The sequence below is a fragment of the Agrobacterium pusense genome (genome assembly GCF_900102105.1).
Classification (GTDB): domain Bacteria; phylum Pseudomonadota; class Alphaproteobacteria; order Rhizobiales; family Rhizobiaceae; genus Agrobacterium; species Agrobacterium pusense.
In genome coordinates this window covers 127,734-140,077 of the sequence record NZ_FNBB01000001.1, presented here as the reverse complement: position 1 = coordinate 140,077, position 12,344 = coordinate 127,734, and the positions used below count along the sequence as shown (strand labels likewise).

The window sequence follows — 12,344 nt, the reverse complement described above, 5'->3', positions numbered from 1 at the left end:
GGGGTCCAGCGCGATCAAGTCCTTGATCGCGAAAAACTCTCTTCACGGCGCAGACGCGCCGTGGCTGGATGCCGGATCCAGTCCGGCATGACGGATGAGAGAGTACGGTTCCATGTCGTCAACAGGTCGAAGCCGGCCCTCGCAACCGGCGCGGACTTCACCTTTTCCGCACATCCGGCAGTGCTGCGGCAAGCGCCCGCAGCGGCGCAGTCATGTGTTTGTCGCGCCGCATCGCGAGAGCGATCCGGCGTTCGAGCGGCGGATTGAGTGAGCGCCATTGCAGCCCCGATGGAGTGGCGTCCTGTTCCACTGCCATGCGTGGAACGATGGCAAGGCCAAGCCCGGCGCCTGCAAGTTTCTTGATGGCTTCCACGCTGCCGAGTTCCATCGTCGGCTGCACGGCACGACCGCTTGCAGCGAACCATTGATCCACCAGCCTGCGCGTATTGCCGCCCTCGTAGAGCAACAGCGGCTTGGTCGAGAGCTCATCTGCGGTGAGCAGCCCTGTGTCCGCGATCATATCTTTCGGGAAGACGGCGACCAGCTCATCGAAATGGATATCGCTGATATCGAGGCTGCGGCCGCTGGCGGGCAGGGCCACCACGGCGGCGTCGATCGTGTTGGCCTCCAGAAGCCGCAGGATATCGTGGGTATTGCCCGTCTGCACCACGATCTCGATGCCAGGCATGGCTGCGCGAATACGCCCCAGAACCGGCGGCAGGAGATAGATGCAGGCGGTGGCGCCCGTGCCGATGCGCAGGCGTCCCGTCACCCCGCTGCGATGCGGCGCGACCGTATCGATGGCGTGCGCCACCTCTTCTGCAATCCGCCTTGCATGAATGAGGAAGTCGCGGCCCGCCGCCGTCGGCTGGGCGCGCCTGCCCACCCTCTCGATCAGCCGCACACCCAGCTGTTTTTCAAGCAGCCTTATGTGCAGGCTGATGGCCGGCTGCGTCACTCCGGCCTTGTCGGCGGCGGCGGAAAAGCTGCCGAGATCGGCCACATCCATGAAACTTCGCACTTGCCGAAGGTCGAGATCCATCATCAAAGAAAACCTTATCGTTTGTATAAGTCAGATAATCTTTATTTTGGCTGCGCCGCAATGCACAATGACGATGTGAATGATCCGCAGGACAAGAGAATGACCCTTTCCACCGTTTCCAGCCTTCTGATCCGCCCCTGTGAAGAGGCGGATATCCCAGCCATTACCGAAATTTACCGGGACGCCGTTTTGCATGGCCGCGCCAGCTTCGAGATCGATCCGCCAACGGCGGAAACGATGGCTGAGCGCCGTCGCCTTCTGGTGGAGGGCAATTTCCCCTATCTCGTCGCTGAGCGTGACGGCAAGGTGACGGGATATGCCTATGCCGGCGCTTATCGCGCCCGCCCGGCCTATGGCGCGACGGTTGAGGATTCCGTTTACATCGACCCTTCGATGAAAGGCATGGGTATTGGCCGCAAGCTGCTCGACGCGCTCATCAAGGAGGCGACCGTGCGCGGCTTCCGGCAGATGATCGCCGTCATCGGCGACAGCGCAAATGCGGCTTCGGTCGGCGTGCATCGCGCCGCCGGTTTCGAGCACGTCGGAACCTTCAAATCCATCGGCTGGAAACACGGTCAATGGCTGGACACGGTGCTGATGCAGCGCGCACTGGGCGAAGGCGATACCACGCCCCGTTTCTGACCCGCGTCAGGGCTTGGTGGAGCCGGGAATTTCCACCTTCAGCGTATCGCCGGCAAGTTCGCTGCCGAGTTCCACGGCCTTTGTCTTCTTGTCATAGACGCAGATATGGCTGACCGTCACATCCGCGCCCTTTGCCCTGCCGGTCAGGATGGCAAGACCGTAATTCTCGCTGCCAACGGGATCGACGACCGCCTTGGCGTCGTCGATCATGTCTCCGGCTGCGGCAAGACAGGCAGTCTGCACATCCGCCACGAATTCCTTCCACGCATCGTCCGAAGATGCGGACGCAGGCAGGACAGCCGACGAGACGGCAACAAGGAGGGCGGCTGTGTGGATCATCGGGCGTATCATGGAATTTCCTTCCTGCAATCTCGATCAAAAGCGAACCGATAGGGTGGAAAACGGTACGCCAGCGGTGTGAAACAAATATGGTGGCGGCCGGCGCGAGAGGAATTTTCTCTTTTGGCGGAACATTTTGATAATTCACAGGTTGCCCAAACAGAGCTTCGCTCCTATGGTCCGCTCACACGGTTTCTAGGAGCGGTAACGCGCTGCAAAAAGGAGTAAAAACCATGGCCTTCGAACTTCCCGAACTCCCCTACGACTACGACGCGCTTGCACCTTACATGTCGCGCGAGACGCTCGAGTTCCATCACGACAAGCACCACAAGGCGTATGTCGACAACGGCAACAAGCTTGCAGCTGAAGCCGGTCTTTCCGACCTGTCGCTCGAAGAAGTCGTGAAGAAGTCCTTTGGCACCAATGCCGGTCTCTTCAACAATGCGGCCCAGCACTACAACCACGTTCATTTCTGGAAGTGGATGAAGAAGGGCGGCGGCGGCAACAAGCTGCCGGGCAAGCTCGAGCAGGCTATTGCCTCCGATCTCGGCGGTTACGACAAGTTCAAGGCCGATTTCATCGCAGCCGGCACCACGCAGTTCGGCTCCGGCTGGGCGTGGCTGTCCGTCAAGAACGGCAAGCTCGAAATCTCCAAGACCCCGAACGGCGAAAACCCGCTGGTTCACGGTGCAGAACCGATCCTCGGCGTCGACGTATGGGAACACTCCTACTACATCGACTACCGCAACCTGCGTCCGAAGTACCTCGAAGCCTTCGTCGATAACCTCATCAACTGGGACTACGTCCTGGAGCGTTACGAAGCTGCTGCCAAGTAAGGCTTGCGACAAGCGTGGTTGCTGATCGAGGCAGCCACCTCTTGCGCGACGTCATCCTCGGCCTTGTGCCGAGGATCCGCGGATGTTCCCTGAAACGGGATGTCAGCAGATGCGCCGGGACAGGCCCGAGCATGGCGACGGAAAGCTTGCGGTACCACCTATTGAACACCCGGCTCTCAGGCCGGGTGTTTTGCTTTGGAGCATATTCTGCTCCTGTCACAAGCCTGTCATCCGCCGGGTTTATCGCGGCGCATCATGACTGAAAAAACAACTCCTCTCTTCTCCTTCGGCATAGTCGCCGATCCCCAATATGCCGATATCGATCCGCGTCCCGAGATGGGCCGTCATTATCGCGAAAGTCCCAAAAAGCTCGCGGAGGCGGTGGATGCCTTCAATCGCGAAGATCTGGCCTTCGTCGTGACGCTGGGCGACATCATCGATCGCGGTTTTGAAAATTTCGATGCGATTCTTGCCGTTTACGACCGGCTTCGCCACCGCTCGCTCCTGCTGCCGGGCAATCACGATTTCGCCGTTGCCGCCGAGCATTTGCCTGGCGTCCACGCCCGCCTCGGCATGGCCGCCGCCTGGCATGATTTTACCGTCGGCGGCATCCGCTTCGCCGTGCTTGATGGCAATGACGTCAGCCTTTTCGCCCCACCGGTTGGGGATCCGCGTCGCACCCTTGCTGCCGAGCGGCTGAAGCGCCTCTCGGATGTAGGCGCAATCAACGCGCAGGACTGGAACGCCTCGCTTGGCGACGAGCAGTTCGACTGGCTGCGGGCGGTTCTGCAAAAGGCGGATGCGGCGGGCGAAAGAGTCATCGTGCTGTGCCACTACCCTGTCTATCCGGAAAACGCCCATAACATGTGGGACGCGCCGCGCATCCTTGATCTTCTCAACGCCCATCCTTGCGCCATCGCATGGTTCAACGGCCATAACCATGAGGGCAATTACGGCGTATCGGGCAATACACATTTCGTGAATTTCAAGGGCATGGTCGACACGCCCGACCAGAACACCTTCGCCATCGCCGATGTCTTTGCCGACCGAATCGCCATTCGCGGTTTCGGGCGGGAGGAGGATCGCCTCTTACGGTTGTGAGTAAGGGATGGCCGGCTGGTTGCTCTGCCAGCCGGCCATCCACAATTGCCGCAGCTTCTCGCCTTCGAGCTTGAAGAAGCTGCCGGTCGCCTGGCAGCTCTGCACCCGGTCCGAGCGGAAATTACGGATGGCCTGCCGCAGCTCGCACCAGGCGACAATATTTACGGTTTCGGAGTAATAGATCACCGCGATTGGCCGAACCCGCCGCCGCGTTTCCGCGCCGGCTTCATCGCGATAGATAATTTCCAGCGTCTCCTCGTCGCGCACCGCACGTCTGACCGTCGAGAGATCAAGTCCTGCCGGTGCTGGCGCGATGCTGCCCCAGGCGTGGAGGGCATTGGCGGAAAGGGTCTTTGACAGCGGTTCGGGCAGAGACGCGGCAATCTTGTCGCTCGCCTTCTTCGCGGCCCGGCGCAATTCCATATCGCCGGTGCGGTCGACCATGGCGAGCGCCAGCACGATTGCCTCGGTTTCCTCGATGGAAAACATCAGTGGCGGCAGGTTGAAACCGGGCCGGAGAATATACCCCACGCCGCGTTCCCCTGCGATGGGCACACGCATGGTCTGAAGCGCTGCCATATCGCGATAGACCGAGCGCACTGTTATCTCCAGCATGTCGGCAATCGTCTGCGCGGTCACCGGGCGGCGCGCCAGCCGCAAAATCTGGATGATCTCGAACAGTCTTGAGACCTTGCGCATTGCCGTCTTCCCGATGGATTTTCCCACGCAACTGACACAACGCTGTCAGTTGGCGTTCCCTATAAACGGAAAAATACATTGAGAAACATGGGGTTTCTCGAATGCACCTCTATCCGGTATGAAAGATACTGACATGACTTATGTCGAAAATCTCTGGCTTTTCTTTGTTGTCCTGTTCGGCATCATCATCCTGCCGGGCATGGACATGCTCTTCGTGCTGGCAAGCGCGCTGACAGGTGGCAGGAGAACCGGCCTTTCCGCCGCCGTCGGCATGAGCGCCGGCGGCATCTTGCATTCGCTGTATGGCGCGCTGGGTGTCGGCATGCTTGCCGCATGGATGCCGTCGCTGTTCCTGCCGCTGCTTGTCGTCGGCGCGGCTTACATGGTCTGGATCGGAATCGGCCTGGTGCGCAGTGCGATTGTCGTGAACGGCGATGAGGCTGAGGCAAGCGCTTCGGTGAAAAAGGCATTCTGGGGGGCGGTGTTGACCTGCCTGTCAAACCCGAAGGCCTACCTGTTCATGATGGCCGTCTACCCACAGTTTCTCGAACCCGCCTATGGGCCGATCTGGATGCAGGGGCTGGTGATGGGTGCGATGGTGGCGGTAACGCAGTTCACCGTTTATGGCGCGCTGGCGCTGACGGCTGATAGAAGCCGGGCATGGCTCGTTTCCTCTCCCGCCGCCACGATCGTCATCGGCCGCATCGCCGGTTTCATGCTGATCGCCGCAGCACTTCTCACATTGTGGGAAGCCTTGTCTTAGGCTTCTGTTTTCACGATGGAATTCACCGCAATGTGACTTCTTTTCGCCATGTGGAAAGGGCATCCTCGCGCCGTTCCATCAAGCGTCCGGCGCCCGCCGGAATCAAGGAGAGAGTGTATGAAACTGAAAACCATCGCAGCGGCCACGCTGTTCGGCTGTCTTTGCGCCGGAGCGGTCTATGCTGCCGGCGAAGTCGAAAAACGTGAAGGCATGATGAAGCAGATCGGTGGCTCCATGGGAGCGCTCGCCGCCATCTCCAAGGGCCAGAAGCCTTTCGACGCCGAAGCCGTCAAGGCCGCCGTGACGACCATCAGCACCAATGCCAAGGCTTTCCCCGACCAGTTCCCCGCCGGCACCGAGACCGGCAGCGCGGCAGCGCCCGCGATCTGGGAAAACTTCGATGACTTCAAGGCCAAGTCCGCCAAGCTCGGCGCAGATGCGGATAAGATTCTCGCCAATCTCCCCACCGATCAGGCGGGTGTAACCACCGCCATGCAGACGTTGGGCGCCGATTGCGGCACCTGCCACCAGACCTATCGCCTGAAGAAATAATCGAACGAGTTTGAAACGCCGCTCCCGGGCGGCGTTTTTTCCGTCACGAAAGACACCTGACCTTGTCAGGGGAGAATGGGGAGAGGGGCATGTCTTCCATTTGGACGAAGCTTGTGGGCGGGATCGTGGTCGCGGCCGTTGCGGGCTACGGGATTTTCGCATGGGTGACCGCGCCGCAGCGCCAGGCACCCAGCCATTGGGTGAGCCTCGGTGAGCCGGATCTCGCCAATGGCGAGACGCTGTTCTGGGCGGGCGGCTGCGCAAGCTGTCATGCCGCGCCGGATGCTAAGGGTGAAGCGCTGTTGACGCTTTCAGGCGGGCAGGCACTGAAAAGCCCCTTCGGCACCTTTCATGTTCCAAATATTTCGTCTGATCCGCAGCACGGCATCGGCGGCTGGACGCTGGCGGAATTTGGCGATGCCATGACGCGTGGTGTGGGAAAGAACGGCGAACATCTCTATCCCTCCTTCCCCTATGCCTCTTATGCCCGGATGACGCAGAAGGACATCAATGACCTCTTCGGTTATCTGAAGGCCCTGCCGGCGAGCCAGAACGATGCGCCCGACCACGATCTGCCGTTCCCCTTCAACATGCGCATGGCGCTCGGCGGCTGGAAGTTCCTGTATTTCGACCCTTCGGCACCGCCGCGCGTCGAGCTGGCCAATGCCAATGCCGAACTTCTGCGTGGCCAATATCTGGTGGAAGGTCCGGGCCATTGCGGCGAATGCCACACGCCGCGCAATGCGCTCGGTGGCTTCCTGAAGGGCAAGTGGCTGGCCGGCGGCCCCAATCCGGAAGGCGAAGGCCGCATTCCGGACATTACCCCCGGCTCGCAAAGCATCGGAAGCTGGGCCGAGGCCGATATTTCGAGCTATCTCGAAACCGGCTTCACCCCGGAATTCGACAGTGTCGGCGGTTCCATGGTGAAGGTGCAGCAGAACATGGCGCATCTGACAGCCGAGGACCGCGACGCGATCGCCGCCTATCTGAAGGCGATCCCGGCGCGCTGAGGGTCCCGTTGGCATGCGTGCCCATTGACTCCCGTCCCCACGCGGCGGATAACAACCCTGTGATGGTTCCTTCCGGGCGTTCCGGAAGGTGAAAAGGGAACACGATAGGGAGAAATCCTCATTCGTGGCTGCCCCCGCAACTGTGAGCGGAGAGCCTGAAACGAAATGCCACTGGCAGACCCTTCGACCGAACCGGCGTTTCCGGTTGAGGCGAGGTGATGCCGGGAAGGTGTTTCAGGTTTTGACCCGTAAGCCAGGAGACCTGCCATCACGGAAATGTCCATGCCGGCGGGGTGTCCGGAAGAGCGGAATGTCAGGGTGGCAAGATCGATGCCCCCTGTGTCAGTCTCGTATCCCCGTGGTGAAGTGTATCGCAGGCGGTCGCATGGCTTTGCCGTTCGACCGCATCCAGAGGCGCGGGGTCGCGCCGGAGAGGGGTCACCATGTCCATCCACCAGAATACGGCCAATTCAGCCGTTTCAGCAAAAACGGGCAGCTTCGCGCAATCGCTGACGGCGATCGTGCTTGGCCTGTTCGTTGTCGGTTTTGTCGGTTTCTCGCATGTGGAAGCCGTTCACAATGCCGCCCATGACACGCGTCATGCCAATGCCTTCCCCTGCCATTGAGGGGAATGTCATGTCGTCTTTTCGCAATATCGTCTTTACCGCCGTTCTCGTCGGCATCCTCGGCGGCTTAGCCGTTTCAGCCATGCAGGCCTTCGGCACCACGCCGCTCATCCTTCAGGCAGAGACCTATGAGGGCGCGGGCGGTGAAGCTGCCCACAGCCACGAGGCCACGGCGCCCGGTGCTGTGGTTCCCGCCCACGAGCACAATGAAGAGGCCTGGGCTCCGGCCGATGGTTTCGAACGCACTGCCTATACGGTTGCCGCCAATGTCCTGACCGCGATCGGTTATGCGCTGGTGCTGACCGGACTGATTTCGCTGCGCGGCACCAATGGCGGCTGGCGTGAGGGGCTTTTGTGGGGCATTGCCGGATTTGCCGCCGTCATGCTCGCCCCGATGATCGGCCTGCCGCCGGAACTGCCGGGCAGCCCCGCCGCAGCACTTGAGGCACGGCAGATCTGGTGGCTCGCAACCGTTGCCGCAACAGCCGGCGGCATCGCGCTGATCGCCTTCCGTCGCGAACCCTGGGCCATCGTCCTGGCGCTGGTGCTGATCGTCGCGCCGCATGTGCTGGGTGCGCCCCTGCCGCCGGAAGGCGAACATGCACTGGCGCCGCTGCCGCTGGAGCGTCAGTTCATCGTCGCCGCTACGGTTACAAGCTTCGTCTTCTGGGCTTTGCTCGGAACATTGAGCACGTTTTTCCTCAAGCGCTTCCAGTCGGCCTAAGTCATGGAGGACGCAGCGGATTGGAGTGAGGAACTCGATGCGCTGCGTTTTGCAGTTCCCGGTCACGGCGCTTACTGCGCCGTGCATCGTCTCGCTTTCAAGGCGGTACTGGGCCCGAGCCCGGCGGATGAGGCGGCTCTCGCCTTTTTCCAACACCATCAGGCCGCCTTTGTGGCGGCGGCACTCGCCAAGATCAAACGTGCAAATTTACCCGCCGGCCGCAGCCTGCATCTGAACAGCCGCGATATTCGCCGGGCGATTGCCGGGGAGGGCGGCGATCACGCAGCACGTGTGTGCCGGGTGCTGGATCAGCGATAATCATCGCTGTTCTCACCTCCGTCATCCCGGCCCTGAGCCGAAATCCATCCAGCCCAAGTCCTTGGGCTGAAAGAAGTCATCTCGCCGCGCAGATGCGCGTCGGCTGGATTCCGGCTCAAGGCCGGAATGACGGGGAGTAGGGGAGCGCGAACAACCGAGGCGGCTATGCCTCAGCGATGCTCCGCCGCAAAAACCTGAAGTTCGGCCTCGGCTTCCGGACCAAAGAGGCCGAGGCTTTTCAGAATTTCCACCGCGAAACTGACCGGCGCGCTGCCGGCCGCGGTAATGATGCCGCCATCGTTGACCGCTTTCGGCTGGTCGCGGTAAAGCGTCTCGCCGCTATACGCCGAATAGGCCCTGTGCGAAGCCAGCGAATTGCCGGTATGGGCAACGGCGTTCAGAACGCCCGTGCCTGCCAGCGCACTTGCCGCCGCGCAGATGCCGGCCACCAGTCGGTTCTTCTCGCGAAACCGGCGCACCAGTTCGCCGAGATCGGCAGCTGTTCCCTTTTCCCAGCTCAGGCCTCCGGGAATGACCAGCGCATCGATGTCAACGGCATCGAGCGCGTCATAGGATGTATCCGGCGTCACCTTCAGCCCGCCCATGGAGGTTACCGGCCGTCCGTCCGGCGTGGCATAGACGATTTCGACACCGAGATAGCTGCGCGCCGCGGCGGCAAGCAGTGCCGGCTCCCAGTCCGCAAAATCCTGGGCGAGCGCAATGGCGATCCGTGTCATGGTCGTCTCCGTGTTTTTTAATCAGGCGATGGACTGCATATAGCGCATGCCGGTCACCGGGCGGGGCGCGAAATCCATGTTTTCGTAGAAACGATGCGCCGCCACATTGCCGGTCGTGGCACTGACGGAAAGATAGTCGCAGCCGAGACGCTTGGCGATATCGCGGGCCCGGGAAACCAGATGCTGGCCGGTGCCATGGCCACGATGGCCGTCGCGCACGAAGAGATGATGCAGTTCGAGCCCGCGGCGGCCCTCCTGCGCCCTGTAGAGCGGCAGAAGCAGGGCGTAACCGATCAACGCGCCATCGGCCTCGGCCACGAGACCGTGCACCCAGGGCAGCGGGCCGAACAGGTCGCGCTCCAGTTTCGCCGGCGTGATCGCCGCCGCATCGCCGTGGTAGGAGGCCAGCAGCGTGATCATCTCGTTGAGTTCGGGCAGATCCGTCTTGCGCGCGCCACGGATGATGACGACGGGCGGTCTTTCCAGTGTCAGGGAGCTATCTTCGGTCATTTTTTCGGTCCTTTGGTCTTATCGGTGCCGTCAGGACGTTTGAAAACAACAAAGCCGCCTGACGGCGGCTTGTTGACAATATGATCTGTCGAGCCGCCCTTAGAGGAAGGCCCAAAAATACGAGCAGGAGTTGGGTGCGCGTTCGTTTATCATGGAAAATGAAATGCGCCCGAATCCGCCGTCTGTCAAGCGGGTCAATTCGCAAATCGCGCGATTGCCGACAGGATTGCGTCTTCCATGCCCGCATCGCCCGTCGAATGGCCAGCGCCATCGATGGTAACAAGCTCGCTTCCCGGCCACGCCTCGGCAAGTTCGAAAGCGGTGACGGGCGGCCCCTGCAAGTCGCGCATGCCCTGAATGAGTATCCCGGAAATACCGGCGAGGTCTCCGGCATTGCGCAGGAGCGCGCCATCATCCAGCCAGGCCGCATGGTGGAAATAATGGGCGCAGAGGCGGGCGCGGGCGAGAATATACGCGCTGTCGCGCCATTTCTCCGGAAAGGCCGAAATGCCCTCCGCGCTGATCGAGCCCGCCTCCCACAGGTGCCACTCTAGGGCGGCCTTTGCGCGCACGGCGGGATCGGGATCATTCAGAAGCTGGCGATAGGCGCCGACCGGATCTTGCCTGGACACGTCATCGGGGATCGCGGCGATGAAACGCTGCCACTGCTGCGGCAGAAACATTGCCAGCCCCCTGTACAGCCAGTCGATTTCCCTCTGCCGGGTGGTGGTGACGCCGGCCAGAACCATGCCGCGAACATGGTCTGCATGGCGCTGTGCGTAAGCGAGGGCCAGCGTGGAGCCCCATGAACTGCCGTAGATCAGCCAGTCTTCCACCGCGAGGGCACAGCGAATGGCCTCAATGTCATCGATCAGATGATGCGTGGTGTTATGCTCAAGACTATTAGCGGCGTTTGGCGTGCTTTGACCGCAGCCGCGCTGGTCGAACTGGACGATGCGGAAAATGGCAGGATCGAAATAGCGTCGCGCTGTCGATGACAATCCTGAACCAGGCCCTCCATGCAGCAGGATTGCAGGTCGCCCCGCCGGATTGCCGGCAATCGTCACGTGCAGCCGATGGCCCTCGGAAACATCAAGGAAAATCGTGTCTGATGGCGTGATTTCAGGGAGGAGCTCGGCCATCTGACGTCCTTTTTTCAGGCGGGCAAGAGGCGATTATCGGGTACAGGTGACATTCGAATGTCAGCCTCTTTTCGGCTCAATGCTCCCCCTCGCACATGCCATGATCGGAAAGCGCGCGGATGACATAACAATCCTCGATGGAATGGCCGTGGCAATGGGAGACGATCCGCTCCAGCTCGTGTTCCAGCTTCTTCAGGCTGGCGATTTTTTCCCGCACATCGGCAAGATGTTCGGCGGCGATGCGGTCTGCACCCTCGCACGGCATTTCCCGGTGCTGGCTGAGCGCGATCAACTCGCGAATGGCGTCTATGTTCAGGCCGAGATCGCGCGCGTGGCGGATGAAGGCCAGCCGTTCGAGATCGGATTTTTCGTAGCGGCGTTGATTGCCCTCCGATCGATCCGCCTCGCGGATGAGGCCCATCTGCTCGTAATAGCGGATCGTGGGCACCTTGACGCCGGTGCGTTTGGACAGTTCACCGATGGACAGCATGGCTTTCTCCATATCTCCAGTCTCTAGAGATATGGCCTTTCGGCCCGTTGTTCAATGGGGTCAGGCAGCGTCCTCCACGCCGAGTGCCTGGGCAAGCGCCTTCAGAACCTGCGATTCGAGGCTTGCCATATCGGGCTGTGTGGAGGCGGCCACATCAGCGTTGACGCCGGTTGCGGCGGAGGCACCGCTATCCATGTTCCAGAGGGCCGCAGCCAGGCTCGCGGAAGCGCTGGCGAGCGGTGCCACGGACGTGGCGACATTGCCGGCCACCGAAATGGCGCGATGGGCCGCCCGCGTCAGCTCCTGCAAAGCCTCGGTGGTGGACTGTGTCTCCCTGCTCCGCGCCGGCTCGATGCTCCGGGCAGGAGAGGTGAAATTGATGCTGCTGGTTGCTGCAATAGTCGTCATGACTGAGTCCCCTAAGTTCTGATGGGTGTTTTTTAATGCCCGAAACATTCGCGAGGATTGCGTCTCACACGACTTGCGCAAAAAACATGGGAAATATACTATACCCCCCTATAGTATATGAGGTCGGCCATGTCCCATACCATCCGCAACAAGGAAAAGCTTCTCGCCCGCATCCGCCGCCTGAAAGGGCAGATGGAAGCGGTCGAACGTGCGCTCGATGATGCCAAGCCCTGCGGCGAGGTGCTGCAGCTGCTCGCTTCGGTACGCGGCGCGCTTTCGGGCCTGACGGGGGAGGTAATGCAGGAGCATCTGCACGAGCACGTGGTGCATGCCGAAAATGAAGACGAACGGGCGCGGGCGGCGGAAGAGCTGGCCCAGGTGCTGAAGACCTACATCCGGTAAAAC

18 protein-coding genes and 1 riboswitch are annotated in these 12,344 nt (G+C 61.1%); of the genes, 10 read left to right on the top strand and 8 right to left on the bottom strand.

The window, feature by feature from the left end:
* Nucleotides 1–157: 157 nt before the first annotated feature.
* Entirely contained in the window at nt 158–1,045 is an 888-nt protein-coding gene (locus BLU28_RS00760; protein WP_077986747.1) for a LysR family transcriptional regulator, read from the bottom strand.
* A gap of 96 nt (nt 1,046–1,141) precedes the next feature.
* On the opposite strand from BLU28_RS00760, the gene BLU28_RS00755 reads away from it, so the two are divergent.
* Nucleotides 1,142–1,684: a GNAT family N-acetyltransferase gene (locus BLU28_RS00755; protein ID WP_045532766.1), complete on the top strand. Its 543-nt coding sequence runs from the start codon at nt 1,142–1,144 to the stop codon at nt 1,682–1,684.
* A gap of 6 nt (nt 1,685–1,690) precedes the next feature.
* On the opposite strand, the gene BLU28_RS00750 is transcribed toward BLU28_RS00755, so the two are convergent.
* Entirely contained in the window at nt 1,691–2,035 is a 345-nt protein-coding gene (locus tag BLU28_RS00750; RefSeq protein WP_004440563.1) for a hypothetical protein, read from the bottom strand.
* 221 nt (nt 2,036–2,256) lie between these two features.
* Between BLU28_RS00750 and BLU28_RS00745 the strand changes: the two genes are divergently transcribed.
* Together BLU28_RS00745 and BLU28_RS00740 are read left to right on the top strand one after the other, a co-directional pair.
* The gene (locus tag BLU28_RS00745; RefSeq protein WP_006700042.1) at nt 2,257–2,859 is read left to right on the top strand and encodes a superoxide dismutase; all 603 of its coding nucleotides are present in this window, start codon (nt 2,257–2,259) and stop codon (nt 2,857–2,859) included.
* A gap of 255 nt (nt 2,860–3,114) precedes the next feature.
* Nucleotides 3,115–3,960 (top strand): metallophosphoesterase, encoded by an 846-nt coding sequence (locus tag BLU28_RS00740; RefSeq protein WP_077986865.1) that lies wholly within the window; start codon nt 3,115–3,117, stop codon nt 3,958–3,960.
* Here BLU28_RS00740 and BLU28_RS00735 read toward each other — a convergent pair.
* Nucleotides 3,949–4,659: a helix-turn-helix transcriptional regulator gene (locus tag BLU28_RS00735; RefSeq protein ID WP_077986748.1), complete on the bottom strand. Its 711-nt coding sequence runs from the start codon at nt 4,657–4,659 to the stop codon at nt 3,949–3,951. The genes BLU28_RS00740 and BLU28_RS00735 overlap by 12 nt on opposite strands.
* Nucleotides 4,660–4,792: 133 nt before the next feature.
* Here BLU28_RS00735 and BLU28_RS00730 point away from each other — a divergent pair, with 133 nt between their 5' ends.
* The 6 genes from BLU28_RS00730 (at nt 4,793) to BLU28_RS00705 (ending at nt 8,652) form a co-directional block, all read left to right on the top strand.
* Nucleotides 4,793–5,422 carry a LysE family translocator gene (locus tag BLU28_RS00730; protein WP_077986866.1) on the top strand — a complete coding sequence of 210 codons (630 nt, stop codon included), beginning with the start codon at nt 4,793–4,795 and terminating at the stop codon, nt 5,420–5,422.
* A 117-nt stretch (nt 5,423–5,539) separates the two neighbouring features.
* Nucleotides 5,540–5,974 (top strand): c-type cytochrome, encoded by a 435-nt coding sequence (locus tag BLU28_RS00725; protein ID WP_004440570.1) that lies wholly within the window; start codon nt 5,540–5,542, stop codon nt 5,972–5,974.
* An 89-nt stretch (nt 5,975–6,063) separates the two neighbouring features.
* On the top strand, nt 6,064–6,984 hold the full coding sequence (locus tag BLU28_RS00720) for a c-type cytochrome (protein WP_004440571.1): 921 nt from the start codon (nt 6,064–6,066) through the stop codon (nt 6,982–6,984).
* A 46-nt stretch (nt 6,985–7,030) separates the two neighbouring features.
* A riboswitch (cobalamin riboswitch) is annotated at nt 7,031–7,268 on the top strand.
* Between the two features lie 159 nt (nt 7,269–7,427).
* On the top strand, nt 7,428–7,610 hold the full coding sequence (locus tag BLU28_RS00715) for a CbtB domain-containing protein (protein WP_004440573.1): 183 nt from the start codon (nt 7,428–7,430) through the stop codon (nt 7,608–7,610).
* A gap of 10 nt (nt 7,611–7,620) precedes the next feature.
* A complete protein-coding gene (locus tag BLU28_RS00710) occupies nt 7,621–8,334 on the top strand; it encodes a CbtA family protein (protein WP_022555815.1) in 714 nt (237 codons plus the stop codon).
* Nucleotides 8,335–8,337: 3 nt separating this feature from the next.
* The gene (locus BLU28_RS00705; protein ID WP_022555816.1) at nt 8,338–8,652 is read left to right on the top strand and encodes a hypothetical protein; all 315 of its coding nucleotides are present in this window, start codon (nt 8,338–8,340) and stop codon (nt 8,650–8,652) included.
* Between the two features lie 170 nt (nt 8,653–8,822).
* On the opposite strand, the gene BLU28_RS00700 is transcribed toward BLU28_RS00705, so the two are convergent.
* From BLU28_RS00700 to BLU28_RS26235, 5 genes are all read right to left on the bottom strand, one after another.
* Entirely contained in the window at nt 8,823–9,389 is a 567-nt protein-coding gene (locus BLU28_RS00700; RefSeq protein WP_022555817.1) for a type 1 glutamine amidotransferase family protein, read from the bottom strand.
* A gap of 21 nt (nt 9,390–9,410) precedes the next feature.
* On the bottom strand, nt 9,411–9,899 hold the full coding sequence (locus tag BLU28_RS00695; protein WP_003509304.1) for a GNAT family N-acetyltransferase: 489 nt from the start codon (nt 9,897–9,899) through the stop codon (nt 9,411–9,413).
* Nucleotides 9,900–10,093: 194 nt separating this feature from the next.
* On the bottom strand, nt 10,094–11,041 hold the full coding sequence (pip, locus tag BLU28_RS00690) for a prolyl aminopeptidase (RefSeq protein WP_077986749.1): 948 nt from the start codon (nt 11,039–11,041) through the stop codon (nt 10,094–10,096).
* Nucleotides 11,042–11,117: 76 nt separating this feature from the next.
* Nucleotides 11,118–11,531, bottom strand: a complete 414-nt coding sequence (locus BLU28_RS00685) for a MerR family transcriptional regulator (protein ID WP_004440587.1) — start codon at nt 11,529–11,531, stop codon at nt 11,118–11,120.
* Between the two features lie 60 nt (nt 11,532–11,591).
* The gene (locus BLU28_RS26235) at nt 11,592–11,939 is read right to left on the bottom strand and encodes a hypothetical protein (RefSeq protein WP_004440589.1); all 348 of its coding nucleotides are present in this window, start codon (nt 11,937–11,939) and stop codon (nt 11,592–11,594) included.
* A 129-nt stretch (nt 11,940–12,068) separates the two neighbouring features.
* Here BLU28_RS26235 and dmeR point away from each other — a divergent pair, with 129 nt between their 5' ends.
* Entirely contained in the window at nt 12,069–12,341 is a 273-nt protein-coding gene (gene dmeR, locus BLU28_RS00675; RefSeq protein WP_003509296.1) for a Ni(II)/Co(II)-sensing transcriptional repressor DmeR, read from the top strand.
* The last annotated feature ends 3 nt before the right edge of the window (nt 12,342–12,344 follow it).

Bases quoted from the DNA above. Each gene is read 5' to 3' on its own strand.
- BLU28_RS26235 (WP_004440589.1), bottom strand. From the start codon at position 11,939: ATGACGACTATTGCAGCAACCAGCAGCATCAATTTCACCTCTCCTGCC.
- BLU28_RS00695 (WP_003509304.1), bottom strand. From the start codon at position 9,899: ATGACCGAAGATAGCTCCCTGACACTGGAAAGACCGCCCGTCGTCATC.
- BLU28_RS00720 (WP_004440571.1), top strand. From the start codon at position 6,064: ATGTCTTCCATTTGGACGAAGCTTGTGGGCGGGATCGTGGTCGCGGCC.
- BLU28_RS00700 (WP_022555817.1), bottom strand. From the start codon at position 9,389: ATGACACGGATCGCCATTGCGCTCGCCCAGGATTTTGCGGACTGGGAG.
- BLU28_RS00760 (WP_077986747.1), bottom strand. From the start codon at position 1,045: ATGATGGATCTCGACCTTCGGCAAGTGCGAAGTTTCATGGATGTGGCC.
- BLU28_RS00740 (WP_077986865.1), top strand. From the start codon at position 3,115: ATGACTGAAAAAACAACTCCTCTCTTCTCCTTCGGCATAGTCGCCGAT.
- BLU28_RS00730 (WP_077986866.1), top strand. From the start codon at position 4,793: ATGACTTATGTCGAAAATCTCTGGCTTTTCTTTGTTGTCCTGTTCGGC.
- BLU28_RS00735 (WP_077986748.1), bottom strand. From the start codon at position 4,659: ATGCGCAAGGTCTCAAGACTGTTCGAGATCATCCAGATTTTGCGGCTG.
- BLU28_RS00705 (WP_022555816.1), top strand. From the start codon at position 8,338: ATGGAGGACGCAGCGGATTGGAGTGAGGAACTCGATGCGCTGCGTTTT.
- BLU28_RS00750 (WP_004440563.1), bottom strand. From the start codon at position 2,035: ATGATACGCCCGATGATCCACACAGCCGCCCTCCTTGTTGCCGTCTCG.
- pip (WP_077986749.1), bottom strand. From the start codon at position 11,041: ATGGCCGAGCTCCTCCCTGAAATCACGCCATCAGACACGATTTTCCTT.
- BLU28_RS00715 (WP_004440573.1), top strand. From the start codon at position 7,428: ATGTCCATCCACCAGAATACGGCCAATTCAGCCGTTTCAGCAAAAACG.
- BLU28_RS00755 (WP_045532766.1), top strand. From the start codon at position 1,142: ATGACCCTTTCCACCGTTTCCAGCCTTCTGATCCGCCCCTGTGAAGAG.
- BLU28_RS00725 (WP_004440570.1), top strand. From the start codon at position 5,540: ATGAAACTGAAAACCATCGCAGCGGCCACGCTGTTCGGCTGTCTTTGC.
- BLU28_RS00685 (WP_004440587.1), bottom strand. From the start codon at position 11,531: ATGCTGTCCATCGGTGAACTGTCCAAACGCACCGGCGTCAAGGTGCCC.
- dmeR (WP_003509296.1), top strand. From the start codon at position 12,069: ATGTCCCATACCATCCGCAACAAGGAAAAGCTTCTCGCCCGCATCCGC.
- BLU28_RS00745 (WP_006700042.1), top strand. From the start codon at position 2,257: ATGGCCTTCGAACTTCCCGAACTCCCCTACGACTACGACGCGCTTGCA.
- BLU28_RS00710 (WP_022555815.1), top strand. From the start codon at position 7,621: ATGTCGTCTTTTCGCAATATCGTCTTTACCGCCGTTCTCGTCGGCATC.